The sequence below is a fragment of the Acidaminobacter sp. QWL-03 genome, assembly GCF_058683855.1.
This window is the reverse complement of record NZ_CM178752.1, coordinates 3,408,725-3,427,780: the sequence shown is the minus strand read 5'-3', so window position 1 is coordinate 3,427,780 and position 19,056 is coordinate 3,408,725. Positions and strand designations below refer to the sequence as shown.

The following is a 19,056-nucleotide window of genomic DNA, read 5'->3' as shown; positions in this document are numbered from 1 at the left end:
CAAAGAAATTACTCAGATTCAAGACACGAGAGCGCTCCTTTGACAGCCCCTTCCATTTCGACCCCGAGCCAGCCGGCAAACGTCGGCGCTTCATCCAGCAGTGACATAGGGGTTGTAATCTCTCCTGCTTTTATGCCGTCTCCAGCCATGATCCAGACTGTATTGTACATTGGCTTCAGCGGCGAGAAGCCATGGGTATTCCAGTGATAAAAAGGCGCCCCCCTCACCGTCTGATCCGTTATCTCCTCAACAGGGTCATTGGCATCCAGACGGTCATTAAAATAATAGCCTTTAGAAGCCTCAAGCATTAGAAACGCGCCCGGATCCGCGCCAAGTGCCACAATTTCTCTGTGGTTATAAATCGCTTCAATGGCCTCTTCCTCGCGGGCGAAATCTTCGACGATCTTTCTCACATGAGCTTTGACATGCTCCAGTTCCGGACCCTTGACATAGAGATAGGCTGAACCATCCGCCGATTTCATCAGCGCTCGGTAATCCTTGAGGTGCCCTTTATGGTCCAGTTGAATCAAGCCTCTCTCAATAAAAAGGGGATTCAGATTGACGACGCGCTCCACATCCAGGCTGCTGTGGTCCCCCAGTACGCAGATGCCGTAAACTTCTCGGTCCGGCTGGTTCTCAATCCAATCCAGGATGTCTCCCAACCTTCGGTCATGGCGTTTCATTGCCTCACCGGCCATTTTGGAATTAAATCCATAATCGTGGCGTTGGGAATCCAAATCCGTATAATGCACCAGAATCAGGTCCGGATGCTTTTCTTCCAAAGTCGCCATGAGCGCTTTATGGGTGAAATGGTCCAGCGCCGGTTGATCTGTCCCATGCCTGAGTTTGCCAAATCTACGGTTCATCTCAAATTGATACCCCGGCGTTCCTGACCTCAGGGACACGAGAATCTGATTTTCCCAAGGACGGTTGGCCAGGACTTCAGGCATATTGTAGTGAATTGCGGCCCCAGCCGTCACCGGCCAAAGCAAAGCTGCCGTTCTCATCCCTGCCCTGGCTGCCGCGTCGTAGAGTGTATCCCCCATAAGGTAACGGCGGTTCCAAAACCAGTCCGGCGACGGTCTCCCCGGTTGAAAAAGCGTATTGTTCACAATACCGTGATCTTTGGGCTGCCGCCCTGTCACAATTGTGGCGTGAGCAGGATAAGTCAGTGACGGGTAAATACTTTTGACACTATTATGCCATGCCGCTCTGTTTATAAGCCTGCCAAAGGCAGGCATGGCTGATATAGTCTCAAAGTCCTGATCAGCAAGCCCATCAAAAGATATCACAATCAAACGACGCCTATTCCACATATCCGCACCTCCGGTCAAAAGCCTGAGTATCCCTTACATTGCATCAATTTTAAGCAATATGGTATAATTTTGTTGTTTGAGCTTTTAAAAGATTTTTTTGCCGATGGAAGGGGTGCCCCTAATGGATAAAATTCAATACGAACGCGAGCTTTACGAACCCCTGCGTCAGCATCTCGACAACCTTGGCTTCGACGTCCGCTCAGAGGTCAGATCCTGCGATCTCGTCGCGAAAAAGAACAACTTAATCTATATCATTGAGATGAAGCGGCACCTCTCCTTTGATCTTCTCGCCCAGGCGGTAGAGCGCCAAAGTTACGCTGACGCTGTCTATGTGAGCATACCCAAGCCGAATAATTTCAAACAGGATAAAATTTGGAAGTCCAAAATCAAAGTCCTTAAGCAGCTTAACCTCGGACTTCTTCTGGTCAGCAAAACTGGCAGTACTTACATGGTGGAAGAGGCACTGATCCCCGAATCCACCACTTCTAAACGCCAGTCCTCCAAGAAGAGAACCGCTCTGGAGAAGGAGTTTTCGAACCGGAGTCTTGATCTAAACATAGCTGGCAGCACCGGAGTACCACTGGTGACAGCCTATCGCGAAGCAGCACTTTACATAGCTTATTTGATCAGAAAAAATGGCCCTCAGTCTGCCGCATCCCTAAAAACAAACGGGGCACACCCCAAAAAAACAACCAGCATTCTGAACTCAAATTACTACGGCTGGTTCTCAAAGTCCATAGACCGAATCTATACTTTGACAGCTGAAGGTGAAAATGCGCTGCAAGTGTACAAGCCTTTGGCGGATGCCTTCAGCGCCTTGGATATGGCTTCCATGGAGGATTCAACAGGTTAAGCTTTTGCACTCCAAAACACGAAAAGGCTGTCTGCAAAATGGTAACACCTGATTTTGCAGACAGCCTTTTAATTATCTTATGAACAATTTTGCAGATCTTAAGAACCGCAATTTCTAAGCGGACAAAGTATCCTGTACAACCTTGGCAAGGTTGGCGGAAAGATCCGACACGCGCTCGAGATTGCTGACAATATCCAAGAAGATAATGCCGGATTCCGGATTACAGTCGTTGTTGTTGAGGCGGTCAATATGCCCCCTGCGGCAAATTTTTTCCAGCTTGTCGACCTCATTTTCAATGTCAAAAACCTGCTGAATGGTTTCGCGATTGCCTGTCACAATGGCTTCCATAGCCTTAGAAAATGCCAGTGCTGATTTATCGTAAAGATCCTGAAGTTCCTTGCGGGAATCATCAGAGAATGGCAACCCTTTTTCAAGAGCATCCACCACCAGCTCAGCAATATTGTCAGCATGGTCGCCAATACGCTCAATATCATTGATATTGTTGAACAAACCGTCGACCACCTTGCGGTCATAGTCAGACAGCTTTCTGTTGGATAGTTTTACCAGATACTCCGTAATTGCTTTTTCAAGCTTATTGATTTCCTTTTCTGTCACAAACGTCTGTTTGACTTTGGCCAGATCACGTTCAAAGAATCCGTCCATAGAAGAGCTTAAAGCACTGTATGAAACGTTTGCCATGTGGAGCTGCTCACGAATTGTGTTTCTAAGCGCGATAGAAGGCGTTTCCAAAATACGTTCGTCCAGGTATTTTGTAACGGATTCACGCTCTGCGTCACCTTTATCCGGTATAATTTTCATTGCGATTTTAATTAAGAACATAGCAAATGGGAACTGAATAACGACATTGGTAATATTGAACAGCGTGTGGGCATTCGCGATTTGACGACCCACATCATTTGGGTCCCACTGTGTGACGATATGCGCGATTGGTTTTGTGAGGAAGAAAACAAAGATCAGTGTACCGATCACATTGAACACCAGATGTATAATGGCTGCTCTTTTTGCATTCCGGCTTGCCCCTATTGAAGAGATCAGCGCTGTTGTACACGTTCCAATATTTTCACCATATAAAATAGGCATTGCTGATGTGAGTGGAATCAATCCTTGGGAAGCGAGCGCAATAAGCATACCTATTGAAGCCGAGGAACTTTGAACCATAAGCGTCAAGAGAAAACCTGCCAGAACACCGAGTGCCGGTACAGATCCAAAGCCAACCATCATATCTGAAAAAGCCTGTATCTCTCGCAGAGGCTTCAGCGCGTCCTTAAGGGCTTCCATGCCTAAAAAGAGTAATCCGAATCCAATAAAGATCTCGGCAATGTTTTTCTTTTTGTCATCTTTTGCAAGAAACCAGACAAAGACCCCTATGCCGATTGCAAGCGGTGCCCAGTGTTCCAGATTGAGCGAAACGAGCTGACCGGTAATCGTTGTGCCTATGTTGGCACCCATGATGATGCCGACCGCCTGAGTCAGCTTCATGATTCCGGCATTGACAAAACCAACGACCATAACCGTGGTAAGACTTGAACTTTGAATAATTGCAGTGACAAACATGCCCACCATGACAGCTATAAATCTGTTCCTGGTCAAGAGCTCAATTATTTTTTCCATTTTCTTTCCGGCTACTTTTTGAAGCGCAGTTCCCATCATACTCATGCCAAACAGAAATAGTCCAAGCCCTCCCAAAACGCCAACACCGATTGTAAACGCCATACTTCGCCTCCTGATTCTATTAATTCACACTATACCAACTAGATTAATCTATGTCATAACTAGTTTATTAAGACACCGTGAAATTCTACCAGAAATGAAGTGCTTTAGTGTAAAATCTATGTTAAATTTTTCTGCCAATTTGATCATACATAACACGAAATAGCAATTCAACACTAATTCGTTTGTAAAGTTACAAAAACTTCAATTTATGGCGTCCTTGAACGTTTCATCTGCCAGTCTGTTGGGTATTTCTACAACAATATCATGATCATAATTATTTCAATTTGTAGGAGTGATTGTGTATAGGAAAATGACTACTATTCCAAACTGCTCATCAACTTTTACTCAACGTTGGCATCTTTCAAGGTCAAGATCGGGTATGAGTGATGATTTTTTATTATGAAGGAGGGGCGATTCTATTGAAAATGCAGAAGAAAGAGATCGTCGCCATGATCCTGGCAGGCGGCCAGGGCTCTAGGCTAAGAGAAATTACAGACAAAATTGCCAAACCGGCAGTACCATTTGGCGGCAAATTTAGAATCATCGATTTTACACTAAGCAACTGCTCTAATTCCGAAATAGATACCGTTGGTATTCTGACACAATATCAGCCGCTGGAATTAAACTCGCATATAGGCATAGGGAGTTCATGGGACTTGGATCGTAATTTTGGCGGCGTCAAAATTCTACCTCCATATTTTGACAAAGAAGGCGGCCGTTTTTACATGGGCACCGCGAATGCGATCTTTGAAAACATGAACTTTATTGACGCTTATAATCCTGATTATGTCCTGATTCTTTCAGGAGACCATATCTACAAGATGGACTATCAGAAAATGCTCAATACCCACAAGGAAAAGAATGCTGATTTAACTATTTCTGTTATCGAAGTGCCTTGGAACGAGGCTTCACGATTTGGTTTATTAAGCGCAGATGAAGACGACATGATCTATGAATTCCAGGAAAAGCCAGACGCGCCTAAATCCAATCTCGCTTCCATGGGGATTTACATCTTCAGCTGGCCGGTGCTCAGAGCTTGTTTGATTGAAGATCATAATTCGGAAGACAGCTCCTCTGACTTTGGAAAAGACATCATTCCAAAAATGGTCGAGGGACATCATAAGGTTTACGCTTATCGTTTCAGCGGCTACTGGCGTGATGTCGGTACAGTAGAGAGCCTTTGGGAATCCAACATGGATTTGCTGGGGCTTGACAATGAACTTAACCTTCATGATAAGTCCTGGCGTAACTATTCCGTCAACCCAATCAGTCCACCTCAGTACATAAGCCCATTCGGCAGAGTTGAAGGCTCCATAGTGAATGAAGGCTGCGTCATTGAAGGACATGTCATCAAAAGCGTCATTTCCACAGACGTTCACGTCGGTCGGAATTCGGTTGTTCAAAATACTATCGTCATGCCAAATACCAATATCGAAGATGATGTTCAGATTGATTACGCCATCATACTCAGCGACATCACAGTAAAAAGCGGCACGGTTGTCAAGGGAACCAGAGACCATATCGCCGTCTATCCATCGGAAGGAGGCGAAAACCATGAATGATGTTATGGGCATCATCAATTTAAGTGAATCCGAGGAACAAATCAAAGATCTGACTTTGGGCCGGTCTCTCGGGGCGCTGCACATTTTTGGCCGCTATAGAATTATCGATTTCCAGCTCTCAAATATGGTGAACAGCGGACTGTCAAACGTGGCCATTTTCACCTACGGCAAGTCACACTCCATCATGCTGCATGTCGGCAGCGGCAAACATTGGGGACTGGACCGCAAACGGGATGGGCTTTACATTTTCTATCCGGAGGTCAATTCTGAAGATAACATCAGACGGCTTGGGGACCTTGAAAACTATAGAAACCATCTGGATTATCTTCAGAACTCAACTCAGAAGTATGTTCTTCTCTCCAGAAGTTATATGCTGTGCAACATCGATTATAAAGATGTGGTTCAACATCACAGAAATTCAGGATCTGATGTCACTATAGTCTACAAGACCATTGAAAAATCCTATGATCGTTTTCCGAACTGCGACACGCTGTCTTTGGATGATCAAAACCGCGTCATAGGCATAGGAAAAAACCTTGGTAAGGAAGAGCGTTACAACGTGTCTATGGAAATGTATGTCATGAAACGCGAGCGTTTGATTAAGATTATCGAGTCCGCAATTCAAAGAGGCGACGCGCGTTTTCTTAAGGAAGCCATCTTTCAGCGGCTGCCGGAACTGAAAGTCAGCGCTTATCGGTTTAATGGCTATTTAAGCTGTATCCAAACCATCAACAATTACTTTGAGACCAATATGGAGCTCCTTAATACTCAGCTCTGCGAGGAGCTATTCAACAAACACGGCCCAATCTACACTAAGGTCATGGACGCGCCTTCAACCTATTATTCCGAGGACAGTTATGTCTCCAACTCCCTTGTAGCGAATGGCTGTATCATTGAAGGAAAAGTGGAGAATTCAATCATCCACAGGGACGTTAGAATAAAAAAGGGCGCCGTCGTCCGCAATTCAATATTATTGCCGTATGTCACCGTGAGCGAGGCCACTAATCTAAACTATGTCATCCTTGATAAACATGCCACGATTACGCCGCGAAAAATGCTCTTCGGCGATCAAAGCAATCCTTTCGTCATCAAGAAGAACATGGTCCTGTGATCCGGCATAAAGGAGGCTTATCCACTTGAAAATACTTTTTGTTAGCTCTGAAGCTCTTCCCCTCAGCAAAACCGGAGGACTGGCAGATGTCGCGTTTTCCCTGCCAAAAGCTCTTGCAGAAGAGGATATCGACATCAGAGTGATTACCCCCTATTACAGCACTATTGCCACCGCTCTGGTAGAGCATGCTGATTTTTTGGGTTCCAAAACCATTCACATGAATTGGCGGAATCAATATATGGGCGTTCACGAAATCCACTTTGGAAAAGTAGTTTACTACCTGATAGACAACGAATATTATTTTAAGCGCGATCAGCTCTATGGCTACTTTGATGACGGCGAGCGGTTTTCCTTTTTCTCAAAAGCGGTACTCGAAGCCATTGATATGACCCATTTCGAACCGGATGTCATCCATTTGAACGACTGGCACACCGCAATAGTACCTTATCTGCTCAAAACCCAATATGCCAAAGATCCCCGCTATGCTCAAACAAAATCAGTTTTTACAATTCACAACCTCAAATACCAGGGGGTTTTCGAACGCGGTTTTCTGGAGGACATGTTTGGACCAGAAAGTGCTTTTCATGGAGATGGCCGCCTGGTCTTCGGCAGCGGCATCAATTTCATGAAAGCCGGGATTCGCTTTGCTGATAAAATTACGACCGTCAGCGAAACTTATGCTGAAGAAATTCTGACACCTTATTTTGGCGAAAAACTGGAGTGGGACCTCAACTACCGACGTCATGATTTGGTTGGACTTACCAACGGCATTGATTATGACGACTACAATCCAAAAACTGATGCGAGACTCTTTTTCAATTATGATCACAGCACCCCTGAAGGGAAGCGTGCCAACAAAGCGAAGCTTCAAGCCCTGTCAGGACTGACTGTTGATGAAAATGTCCCGCTTATTGCCATTGTGTCCCGGCTTGTTGACTCAAAGGGTTTTGATCTGATAGAGCGCGTTATGCCTGAAATGTTTGACCTCGGTGTTCAAATGATTGTCCTGGGTACAGGGGATTATCATTACGAAAATCTTTTTAAATATTATTCCCAAAGATTTCCAAATCGTTTGAAAGTCTATGTGGAATTTAATGCTACGCTGGCTCAAAGGATTTATGCCGGTTCTGACTTATTCCTGATGCCTTCACGATTTGAGCCATGTGGTCTTGGACAATTGATTGCACTGCGGTATGGCTCGATCCCAATAGTAAGGGAAACCGGCGGACTTAAAGACACCGTCGTGCCGTACAACCGCTTTACAGGGGAAGGCACCGGCTTTACATTCACAAATTACAATGCACACGAAATGTTGGATCAGATCCGCGATGCAGTTGAACTGTTTCAAACTAATCAGGAAGGCTGGAATGCGCTTGTGCAGCAAGCCATGTCCGCTGATCACAGTTGGAAGCGCTCAGCACATCATTACCTCGAGATCTATCGCAACTTAGGAAAGTAAGGTGACCCTATGGAACTGAATGTCAACCAGTTTAAAAAAGACTACTTGCGCAGGCTGAAAGCAAAAAGCGGCCGTCCCCTTGAGGAGAGCACTGTCTGGGATCAGTATCACGCTCTTGGAAGTCTGATCAAAGAATATCTGACAGATGACTGGGTTGGCACTTCCATTGCCTACAACAAATTGGATACACGCCAAGTCTTCTATTTCTCCATGGAATTTTTAACCGGAAAGCTTCTGTCAGATTATATGCATGCCATGGGCGTCTACGAAACCGTCGAGCATGGCTTGTCAGATCTCGGTCTTTCTCTTAAAGAGATCAGCGAAGCTGAAAAAGATCAAGGACTTGGAAACGGCGGTCTTGGGAGACTTGCGGCATGTTTTATGGACTCTATGGCTTCTGTAGGGATCCCAGGCCACGGTATTGGTATACGATTTAATTTTGGACTCTTTGAACAGAAAATTATAAATGGATATCAAGTCGAATTTCCTGACCGGTGGCTTGAAAACCGAAATGTATGGGAAGTTAAAATGCCTGACAAGGCAGTCGAAGTTCACTTCGGAGGCAATGTCCGCCAAGATTATATCAACGGCCGCAACGTTTTCTTCCTCGAGAATACGGAGGTCGTCATGGCCGTACCCTACGACTCGCCAATTCCCGGATATCAAAACGGTATTGTGAACACCCTCAGACTCTACAGCGCTGAAGCGAAGACCCCCGACTTCGACCTGGCCGGATTCAGCCGCGGCGAATATAACCGGGTATTTTCTGAAAAATACGCTGTTGAGGCAATCTCCCAGGTCCTCTACCCTGATGACGCCTACGAAAACGGCAGGCTGCTGCGCTTAAAACAGGAATACTTCTTTGTCTCCGCAGGGCTTCAAGGCATTATGCGCTCTTATAAGCGAAGCGGTCTGCCTATCCGGGATTTCCACAAGTATAATGCCATCCACATCAATGATACACATCCAGCACTCGCCATCCCGGAACTCATGAGATTATTGATGGACATTGAAGAGCTCCAATGGGACGAAGCCTGGAAAATCACCACTCAAACCATAAGCTATACCAATCACACCTTGCTGCACGAAGCCATGGAAAAATGGTCAATAGACGTCGTTCGTACATTGCTTCCCAGGATCATGATGATCATAGAGGAAATCGACCGGCGCTTCAGACTCGAAACAGAACGTTTATACAGTCAGGTTGACCCCCATAGATCTTCACAGATGGCAATTATTGGTGAAGGGCAAGTCAGGATGGCCCATCTTTGCATTGTCGGCAGCCATAGTGTCAACGGTGTCGCCAAGCTGCACTCAGAATTGCTGGCGAATAGAGAGTTAAAGCCATTTAATGAGTTTTTCACCGGAAAATTCAACAATAAAACGAATGGAATCACACACCGTCGCTGGCTGCTGCACTCCAATCCGCGACTATCGGCACATATCACTGATGCTATAGGTAATGACTGGATCAAAGAGCCAGAATCCCTGGGGCGTCTGATGAAGTACCAATCAGATCCGGTGTTTTTGGAAAAACTCATGACAATTAAGAGAGCCAACAAGGTTGACTTTTCAAATTATCTTTATAAGTCAAGCGGCGTCACTATTGATCCTGACAGTATTTTTGATATTCAAATCAAGAGACTTCACGAGTACAAGCGCCAGACACTCAACATCCTGCATGTCATGAGTCTTTACCTCAGGTTAAAAGAGGATCCTGATCTGGATCTGATACCAAGAACCTTTTTATTCGGTGCAAAAGCCGCACCAGGCTATCAAACAGCCAAGCAAACCATCAAGCTGATTAACACCGTAGGCGACCTGGTGAACTCTGACAAGGATGTCAACGAAAAGCTGAAAGTTGTTTTTGTTGAAAACTACGGTGTCACTGTTGCAGAAAATATCATTCCAAGCGCTGATATCAGTGAGCAAATCTCCACTGCCAGCAAAGAAGCCTCAGGTACTGGCAACATGAAGCTGATGATGAACGGGGCCGTGACTGTCGCGACCTTGGATGGTGCTAATATTGAGATTCTTGAAGCTGTAGGAAAGGACAATATTTTTCTGTTTGGTTTAACAGCAGAAGAAGTCTACCGCTATTACGAAGATCATTCCTACAATGCGTATGAAATTTATCAAAACAATCCGCTCCTCAAGAGATCAGTCGATATGTTGACAGACGGGACTTTAAACGTTTCACCCGAGGAATTTTATTTGATACGCTCCGCGCTCCTGGATCACAATGATGCATTTTTTGTGCTCAAGGATTTTGAAAGCTACGCCAATATTCAAAAGAAGGTTTGTGAAGCCTATCGCGATGCTAAGAGGTGGTCCGCCATGTCATTGGTAAACATCGCTAAATCGGGAATTTTTTCCAGCGACCGCACGATCAGGGATTATAATCGCGAGATCTGGAAGGCACAAGTCTTCGAAACATTGAAGGGGTCACAATGAATTCAGTATTAAACCCTGAATTTGAAGCGCTTGCGGAGCGCGCTGCCAAACGCAGCAATTTTGGTGCTGTCATTGATGATGGCAGTTCGACTACGTCTTTTGTACTCTGGGCACCTGCTGCAGCCAAAGTTGAACTTGCACTGTATAAGACCTGCAGCACACTCCATCGTGATACTCATGTGATGCAGCGGGAAAGTGATGGCAGTTTCGTCTTGAAAGTCAAAAAAAATCTAACCGGATTCTATTATACCTATCTCCTCCAGTATGCGAATGATGACAGGAGATACGAAATCATCGATCCCTGGGCTAAAGCCTCTGGACCCAACTCTAAACGGGGATTGATTTTAGAACCTGGACGCTTCGACCCTCCAGGCTTCAAGACAACCGTTATGCCCCCACCAGTGGATTATGGCCGAACGGTCATCTACGAACTCAGCATCAGGGATTTTACTTCTCATCCGACCTCAGGCGTCACTCATCCCGGATTGTATTTGGGATTGACAGAAACCGGAACGACCTGTGACGGTTTATCCACTGGCATTGATCATTTGTCAGAGTTGGGTGTGACACACGTCCAGCTTATGCCGGTGCAAGATTTTATCACAACAAATGAACTCACTCGAGATCCTTACAATTGGGGTTATGATACCGTTCTGTTTGATGTGCCGGAGGGCTCCTACTCTGGAGATCCGCATAACGGAGAACGTATTTTGGAACTCAAATCCGCTATCCATGCCCTTCATCAAAAGGGCATGCGCGTTGTCCTGGATGTGGTCTATAATCATACCTATGAATTTAGATACTCGTCCTACCAACGCATGGCACCAAATTATTTTTACAGAGTGTCTGAGCATGGCTTTTCCAATGGATCAGGATGTGGAAATGAATTGGCTACTGAACGTTCCATGGTGAGAAAACGCATCATGGACTCACTTCACTATTGGCTGGATGAGTATCGTGTTGATGGCTTTCGATTTGACCTCATGGGACTATTTGATAACACCATGGTTCAAAGCATCTCAAAAGAACTTTTGAACAAACGGCCCGATCTGCTTATTTATGGTGAACCGTGGACAGCTGCGGAGACAATTCTACCCGAGGGCCAAAGGTTTGGCAAAGGACGTCAGCGCGGACTCGGCATTGCAATATTTGAGGACGACTACAAAAATCTCCTCCTCGGATCACCAAATGGCGACTCAAAAGGTTACATCCAGAATCAAACCGCAAATCCAGAGCCATCCTTGATGCATGAACTTTTATCAGGCGTCTGTGCAAGTGTGGCATGCGCGCATCATCCAGGCAAATTGGCAGACTCGCCATCGGAAATCATCCACTACCTGGTGACCCATGATAATTTAATTTTGCGCGATAAGCTTGAAAACTCACTGCCAGATTCCGATGAAGCGGAGCGCCTGGAATTGACCTGTCTAGCCTTTAATATCCTGATGTCTTCTTTTGGCATTCCCTTGATTCATTGCGGTACAGAATTCAACAGAACAAAATTCAGAAACGACAACAGCTATAATGCCGGTGACGCTGTGAATTCTGTTTGTTGGACAAACAAATCACAGTATCGTCTCCTAAATGAACATGTAAAAAGGCTGATCCGCTTCCGGCTTGAGTCCGGTGTGTTTTCAATGAAGCCTGATGAAATCCGAAGAAACATGGCACCCATAGAAGCCGGCTGTCTCGCCTACAGGATCAAGTGCGGAAAGGCGCAGTACGACTTCTATCATAATCCCGGGGATGTCCACTTGGTTTTGCAGAATATAAATCGTAAATCCGTCACAGTTATTCTGGACGGACTGAAATGGCATCCTGACGCTGAATTGCCCGTCAAGGTCCCTGCAAAAGGCACACTGATCTTAAAATACAATAATATTTAATTTGGTAACAATCGGTACTGTTATTTTGAAGTGTCTTGGGTTATAATTCAATTACAAACCCAACCAATACACTCGGATTTAAATCCGATCACTCTTAAAGGAGGCACTTCAAAATGGAAATTACAAAAGATATGACGATTGGTGATGTTGTGAAGAAATACCCTGCGACGGTCAGCGCTCTGATGAGCTACGGCATGGGCTGCATTGGCTGTCCTTCCGCTCAGGCTGAATCCCTCGAAGACGCCGCCCGAGTTCATGGCATTGAAGTTTCTAAGCTCGTCGACTCACTGAATAGCAGCATCAAGTAATTTACTTTAAATTAGTTTAAGATCAGGAGGAAGAACGTCCAGCAGGTGAAATAAAATTGCTGGTACGTTCTTCCCTTTTTTTATGTCGATCAGGAGTCTCCAGCCTGTTTTATCAAGTGGTACACAGATGATCGAAAGCATGGTAAAATGAGGTGATCTGACATTCTCAGGAGGTGCCCATGAAATCCTCAAAACACCTTCACATTATGATTGCCGTTATCACCGTCCTATTTGGAGAAATCTACCTGCGGCCTTTCTATACAGATTTTCGTTTTTCTCTTGGTGTCTGTGCCTACGGCATATTGCTGCTGCTTTATGACAGCAGTTTAAAAACTGTCGCCGTTACCGGGCTCTCCATTCTTATTTTCCGAATTTGGCTGGCACTGAATTTATCGCTGCCCTTTGACCTTGCACTTTTAACGCACTTGCCAGGTGCTTTTTACTATGTCTGCTATGGTTCCATCCTCCTGTTCTCGAAAGTCAGATATCGGTTAAACCACCCTTTACTGGCGCTCATGGTGCTCTTGTCCACTGATGTACTGAGCAACATACTTGAACTTTTAATCAGGGGCCAGTTTCACGATTTGTTCTCTTCGTTCAAACTGCAAGCCCTTTTGTTAACAGCCGTCATCAGAGGCATTTTAATTCTTGCTGTCTACCTGCTGGCAAGGTTTTACCCCACCATGTTTCAAAAGGAAGAGGAAAAGAAAAAGATCTCCAGCTGGATTCTTTCTCAATCGAAGCTTTACGCTGAAATCATGTTCCTGAAAAAGTCCGAAGGTGACATTGAGAAAGCCATGACCAAGGCGCACGGCTTATATACCTACATACAAAAGAACAAAGCCGCACTCCCTGCTGAATGGGATATGCCTCGAAAGGTGCTTTCCATCACACGGGATATTCACGAAATAAAAAAAGACTTCAGACGGATCAACGAAGCCTTGAGGGACCTTATTCCAGATAGTCTGCCCGAATCGATCCCCACACCCATTGAACTCACTCATTTTCTGTGTGATGATATCGAAGTCTGGGCACATTCAAACGGAAAACTTATCAGAGTTGACCGTAAGCTGAGTCCAACTATTCCGGACCGTCATTTATATGATTATTTGAGTTTATTGAATAATCTTTTGACTAATGCAGTTGATGCTATTGACCGTGCAGGTGAAATTATTCTTGAGGTCATTGTCGCAACCGACCACTGTCAAATTTCTGTAAGGGATAACGGCTGTGGCATACCGGAAGAAGATTTCAAATTGATATTTGAACCAGGCTATTCTACACATTACGATCCCGGTACCGGCCAGATGTCGACAGGCATTGGACTCGCACAAGTCCAGTATTTGGTGAAGCATGTCCTTAAAGGACAACTCCAAATTGAATCCAAGGTCGGCAGCGGCACAATGGTTCAAATAGCTTATCCAATTCCTTTACTTGATCAATAAGGTACGCTTTGACAGGGGGAATCCAAGAAATGGCTTGCAGCTTCTACATTGTGGATGATGATCGTTCAGTAAGAAAAATTTTATCTCAGATAATCAGCACTCATTTCAATGATTCAGAAATTTTCCAGAGTGATGATCCGTGGTTTGCAGTCCAGGATATTTTAAGGCACAATCCGGAGATTGTCGTACTTGACCTTTTAATGGAAGGTATGGATGGCATTGAAGTCTCAGAGGCGTTGATAAAAAATAACTTTCAGGGGCAAATCGTCATGCTGTCCGAGGTCGGCGCCAAAGAAATCATCGCTCAGGCTTACAAATCAGGGGTTGACCATTACATCAACAAGCCCATTAACGTCACCGAAGTTGTCACTGTACTGTCAAGAACGCTTGAATTGCACCAGCTTAAGCACTACGTAAGACTTGTCGGCACAACGGCCATCTCAAAAAATGTCTCTTCTGCAGAAAACGGGACCTGTAAAAAGCGCTCAAAGCTTCAGAACATCTTAAAAGAAGTTGGCATTTTGGGGGAGTCAGGATGCGACGAACTGCTCTTTGCTTTGCCTCAAATAAGAAGTGATCTTCCACTAGGTCAATTTTACCAGTGGCTCAAAGACCACTACCCTTCCTACACAGAGGATACAATCAGCCTGAAAGGAATTGAACAAAGACTAAGACGTTTGGTGCAGCTTGCCATGGAAAATATAGCCAACATTGGTGTGGAAGACTTCTCAAATTATAAATTTGAAAGATATTCCACGACCCTTTTCAGTTTTAAAGCTATTCGTCAAGAAATGGAATATGCCAGAGGCAATAGCCCATCTCGTGGAAAAGTTGATGTTAAGCGATTTGTAGAAGGTATTTCGGCTTTGATGGAATAATCAGAACTTTTATTTAATTGAATATTTTTTGTATGATTCTGTAGGATTCTGTAGACCTCCCTTTATAATTGAATTATCTCCAGGGAAGGTTATACCAATGGATTTAGTACGCGAAAGTGAATTGGCTGATTTGACGAAAGTTTGAATGCTGTCCAAAATGCGCTTTCGCGTTTATTTTTGTCAGATGTTCACATTTTTTTGGTATAATATGCTTATAGATAGAATATTCAAACATTAAGGAGGGGGGATTTGAAAAGAAAGAGAAAGTTCGCTGATCATCAGTCAACTATTTAGGAGGGATTGTATTGTCAAAAAAAATGTGGTCTGTATTACTCGTCGTCGTTATGATTCTCTCACTTGGTCTCACTGCCTGCGCACCTAAAGCAGAGGAGCCTGCAGCGGGCGGCGAAACGCCAGCCGCTGAAACACCAGCTGAAAAAGTCTACATTTCAATTGCAACCGGCGGTACCGCAGGTACATACTATCCTCTTGGAGGCGCTATTGCAAAAATCTTCAACGAAAACGTCCCTGGCGTCACTGCAAACGCACAAGCTACAGGCGCATCTGTTGAAAACGTAGGTCTCGTTTCAAAGGGTGAAGCTGAAATCGCCTTCGTCCAAAACGACGTCACTTTCTACGCTTACAACGGAACTGAGATTTTTGCAGATAAAGAAAAAATCACTAATATCCGCGGAATGGCAATGCTTTATCCTGAAGTTGTTCAAATTATCGCAACCAAAGACAGCGGCATTGCTTCAGTGGATGACCTCAAAGGCAAGAAAGTTGCAGTCGGCGCTCCTGGTTCCGGTGCAGAAGCGAATGCTCGTCAGATTCTCGAAGCGCACGGCATCAAGTACGAAGATCTTGCCAAAGCTGACTTCCTGTCTTTCAACGAAGCCGCTGACCAGATAAAGAACAAACAAATCGACGCAGCCTTCATCACTGCAGGTCTTCCAACTTCTGCAATCAGCGAAGTTGCACAAACTGCTGATATCGTCATAGTTCCAATTGACTCAGCAAAAATTACTGAAATGATCGCCGCTTATCCTTTCTACACAGAAGTCGTCGTTCCAGGCGGCACTTACAAAGGTAATGATGCCGACGTTACAACTGCCGCTGTTATGGCAATGTTGATCGTCGGTGAAGATATGGATGAGACCCTCGCATACAACCTTACCAAATCAATGTTCGAACAACGCCAAGTGATCATCGACACTCACCAGAGAGGCAACGACATCAAACTCGAAACTGCTCTCACCGGTATGCCTATCGATCTTCACCCAGGTGCTCAGAAGTACTATGACGAAATGGGTATTAAATAAAAGTGTCTGATCAAACGAGGTATTGGGTGCAAATATTCCCAATACCTCGCTCTTTAAACCAAAATGGCTTTATAAATCGAGTCATTCTCATCCGTACTGCACTTTTTTTAATTTTGCTGCTTTCATTATTGTCACTTTGGCCACAAACCTGGCTATTGGCAAGAGACGACCGTTCAGGCACTCAACTGGGAATATGGCGTCTTAAACCATATGAAACCTTTGATATTATCTATACACATTCAGTTCAATTATCACCTGTGACAGAGCGTTACCATATTGACGAGGCTGGTGATGTGATACTGGACGAAACTCTGTTTTCAACCTATGGGGCTGGTCTGCCAGCAACGACACCCTATGACTTCGAAATAACAGAGGATAGTTTCAGGATTTTTAATATCCAGCTGAAGATGGATCATCTTGTATACAGAACCGGCGCAGTGAGGGCTAATCACAGGCTATTGATCAGAGATCAGGATATCCCTTTTGTCACTTTTTCAAGGCCCGGTCAAGCGGTTGAGTTTATTTCCATGCGCGCGCCTCTGCTTTACTATGTCATCAAGGAGGTTATAAAATGACAGACGACAAGCAGTTACATCCAGATCAGGATCCACAATCGACCCATACGCCAACACCTGAATTTAACCCCGACCACGAACCTTTGGATGCCGAGGTCCTTCTTGATAAATTTGACAAGGATACGAGCAAACTCAGGAAGCTGACTGGGACAGTATCAAAACTGGTTACCATCATCGCCATTGGCATGTCACTATTCCATCTCTATACCGCAGGGTTTGGTACACTTCTTTCTGTCAGACAGCGCTCCCTGCACTTGATTCTCGCCTTTACGCTGGGTTTCCTTTTGTACCCGGCCAGCAAAAAAAGCAGCAAAACCAAGGCTTCCATTCTCGATTTTGGTTTCGCTGCAGTAGCCATTGTCGTCTTTGGTTACCTGTTTGTCTTCGTCGATCAAATAGCACGCAAAGGCGGCGACATATCTCAGATCGATATTGTATTGGGTGCTCTCGCGATCCTGTTGACTCTCGAGGTTACCAGACGTGTTGTAGGACCGGAACTGCCAATTGTAGCAATCCTCTTTCTCTCCTACGCAAAATTCGGTCCATATCTGCCCGGCGTACTCGCTCACCGGGGTTTTAGTTTCGAACGGATCATCAGCCACATGTATTTGACCACTGAAGGTCTGCTGGGTATACCTACAGGCGTTTCAGCCACATTCGTCTTTATGTTTATCTTGTTTGGTGCCTTTCTCGATAAGACAGGCGTTGGCAAATTTTTTATTGATTTGGCTTATGGATTGACAGGCCATTTAAAAAGCGGGCCTGCAATGACCGCCGTTGTTGCCAGCGGTTTTATGGGGTCCATTTCCGGCAGTTCTGTCGCCAATACTGTTACAACAGGCGCATTTACCATTCCGCTTATGAAGCGCGTCGGTTACAAACCTTACTTTGCCGGTGCTGTCGAAGCCGCCGCATCAACAGGCGGTCAGATTATGCCGCCGGTTATGGGTGCAGCCGCCTTCATCATGGCTGAGTTTACCGGAATTCCATACATAAAAATTATTGCCGCTGCCGCAATTCCCGCAGTCCTTTATTACTTTGCTGTAGGAACTATGGTTCACCTTGAAGCAAGCAAACTCGGTCTCAAAGGACTGCCTAAGAGCCAGCTTCCAAGTGTCAAAAAGATTATGTTGAGCCAGGGTTATTTATTGGTGCCGCTCTTTGTCATCATTGCTTTTCTGATTATGGGCTTCACGCCTTTGATTTCAGCGTTCTATGCTATCGGCATCAGCGTGTTGATGGCAATTGCAGTCACATTGATCAAGAAAGATCAGTCGTTTACTGTTAAGTTATTTCTCTCAGCGATGGAAAGCGGTGCGAAAGGCGCTTTGGGCGTTGCATGCGCGTGCGCCTGTGCCGGCATGATCGTTGGTGTGGTTACCCTGACCGGTCTCGGTCTGCGCATCGCAGAGCTCATTGTAACACTTGCTCAAGGCATGCTTATTCCAACACTCTTCTTCACTATGATCGCTTCCATTATCCTGGGCATGGGCCTTCCTACTACCGCCAAATATATTGTACTCGCAACAATGGCCGTTCCTGCGCTCATTAAATTGGAGGTCAATTTAATGGCAGCGCATCTCTTCATCCTTTACTTTGGCGTCGTCGCTGACATCACGCCACCGGTTGCCCTTGCGGCCTATGCCGGGGCCGGTATAGCTGGTGCCAATTCTATGAAAACCGGTTTCCAGGCCGTCAAATTAGCCTCAGCGGCCTTCATTGTACCTTATATTTTCGCCATTGATTCAAGACTGATTCTCGTCAAAGAAGTCATAGGAGACCAAGTCGTATTTTTACCATTCTATACGGCCATTCCGGTTATTCTCACGGCCATGCTGGGGATTGTATGTCTCGGTGGCGCGGTTGAAAACTTCTTAATAGTCAAATGCAAAATTTACGAGCGGATCATGTTGCTCGCAGGCGCACTTGGTCTCCTGGTTCCAGGTCTGACTTCAGATGCCTTCGGCCTTGCAGTCCTCGTGGTCGTGGTCGTATTACAACGTGCCAGAGCGAAGAAAAACAAAGTCGCAGCTGCTTAACCTCTGCCGGAGTGACCTTATGGTTGTATGCGCGGGTTCGATCTGCCATGGAATTGAGTCGTTAAACCTATTCTAAATAAAAGGACAGAACCATTATTTGATGGCTCTGTCCTT

The 19,056-nt window shown here is 45.2% G+C and carries 14 protein-coding genes; 12 read left to right on the top strand and 2 right to left on the bottom strand.

Translation table 11 applies throughout. The annotated features are described in order from the left end of the window. Positions 1-8 precede the first annotated feature (8 nt). On the bottom strand, positions 9-1,316 hold the full coding sequence (locus tag AC4PHM_RS15840; protein ID WP_492018687.1) for an alkaline phosphatase family protein: 1,308 nt from the start codon (positions 1,314-1,316) through the stop codon (positions 9-11). A gap of 121 nt (positions 1,317-1,437) precedes the next feature. On the opposite strand from AC4PHM_RS15840, the gene AC4PHM_RS15835 reads away from it, so the two are divergent. Further along, on the top strand, positions 1,438-2,169 hold the full coding sequence (locus AC4PHM_RS15835) for a DUF2161 family putative PD-(D/E)XK-type phosphodiesterase (protein ID WP_492018686.1): 732 nt from the start codon (positions 1,438-1,440) through the stop codon (positions 2,167-2,169). A gap of 114 nt (positions 2,170-2,283) precedes the next feature. On the opposite strand, the gene AC4PHM_RS15830 is transcribed toward AC4PHM_RS15835, so the two are convergent. After that, on the bottom strand, positions 2,284-3,903 hold the full coding sequence (locus AC4PHM_RS15830; RefSeq protein WP_492018685.1) for a Na/Pi cotransporter family protein: 1,620 nt from the start codon (positions 3,901-3,903) through the stop codon (positions 2,284-2,286). A 425-nt stretch (positions 3,904-4,328) separates the two neighbouring features. Between AC4PHM_RS15830 and AC4PHM_RS15825 the strand changes: the two genes are divergently transcribed. From AC4PHM_RS15825 to AC4PHM_RS15775, 11 genes are all read left to right on the top strand, one after another. Then, complete coding sequence (locus tag AC4PHM_RS15825; RefSeq protein WP_492020527.1) at positions 4,329-5,465, top strand: glucose-1-phosphate adenylyltransferase; 1,137 nt, start codon at positions 4,329-4,331, stop codon at positions 5,463-5,465. Then, entirely contained in the window at positions 5,458-6,576 is a 1,119-nt protein-coding gene (gene glgD, locus AC4PHM_RS15820; protein WP_291401773.1) for a glucose-1-phosphate adenylyltransferase subunit GlgD, read from the top strand. Before AC4PHM_RS15825 ends, glgD begins: the two co-directional genes overlap by 8 nt. Positions 6,577-6,601: 25 nt before the next feature. Continuing rightward, on the top strand, positions 6,602-8,035 hold the full coding sequence (gene glgA / locus AC4PHM_RS15815; RefSeq protein ID WP_492018684.1) for a glycogen synthase GlgA: 1,434 nt from the start codon (positions 6,602-6,604) through the stop codon (positions 8,033-8,035). 9 nt (positions 8,036-8,044) lie between these two features. Next, complete coding sequence (locus tag AC4PHM_RS15810; RefSeq protein ID WP_492018683.1) at positions 8,045-10,489, top strand: glycogen/starch/alpha-glucan phosphorylase; 2,445 nt, start codon at positions 8,045-8,047, stop codon at positions 10,487-10,489. Beyond that, a complete protein-coding gene (gene pulA, locus AC4PHM_RS15805; RefSeq protein ID WP_492018682.1) occupies positions 10,486-12,375 on the top strand; it encodes a type I pullulanase in 1,890 nt (629 codons plus the stop codon). The genes AC4PHM_RS15810 and pulA overlap by 4 nt, the downstream gene beginning before the upstream one ends. Positions 12,376-12,488: 113 nt before the next feature. Further along, positions 12,489-12,683 (top strand): DUF1858 domain-containing protein, encoded by a 195-nt coding sequence (locus tag AC4PHM_RS15800; protein ID WP_291401764.1) that lies wholly within the window; start codon positions 12,489-12,491, stop codon positions 12,681-12,683. Between the two features lie 179 nt (positions 12,684-12,862). Continuing rightward, positions 12,863-14,128: an ATP-binding protein gene (locus AC4PHM_RS15795; RefSeq protein ID WP_492018681.1), complete on the top strand. Its 1,266-nt coding sequence runs from the start codon at positions 12,863-12,865 to the stop codon at positions 14,126-14,128. Positions 14,129-14,178: 50 nt separating this feature from the next. Then, the gene (locus AC4PHM_RS15790; protein ID WP_492018680.1) at positions 14,179-15,006 is read left to right on the top strand and encodes a DNA-binding domain-containing protein; all 828 of its coding nucleotides are present in this window, start codon (positions 14,179-14,181) and stop codon (positions 15,004-15,006) included. A 305-nt stretch (positions 15,007-15,311) separates the two neighbouring features. After that, positions 15,312-16,328 (top strand): TAXI family TRAP transporter solute-binding subunit, encoded by a 1,017-nt coding sequence (locus AC4PHM_RS15785; RefSeq protein ID WP_492018679.1) that lies wholly within the window; start codon positions 15,312-15,314, stop codon positions 16,326-16,328. 2 nt (positions 16,329-16,330) lie between these two features. Then, positions 16,331-16,903, top strand: coding sequence for a DUF1850 domain-containing protein (locus AC4PHM_RS15780; RefSeq protein ID WP_492018678.1), 573 nt, complete (start codon positions 16,331-16,333; stop codon positions 16,901-16,903). Continuing rightward, positions 16,900-18,942 carry a TRAP transporter permease gene (locus tag AC4PHM_RS15775; RefSeq protein ID WP_492018677.1) on the top strand — a complete coding sequence of 681 codons (2,043 nt, stop codon included), beginning with the start codon at positions 16,900-16,902 and terminating at the stop codon, positions 18,940-18,942. The genes AC4PHM_RS15780 and AC4PHM_RS15775 overlap by 4 nt, the downstream gene beginning before the upstream one ends. The last annotated feature ends 114 nt before the right edge of the window (positions 18,943-19,056 follow it).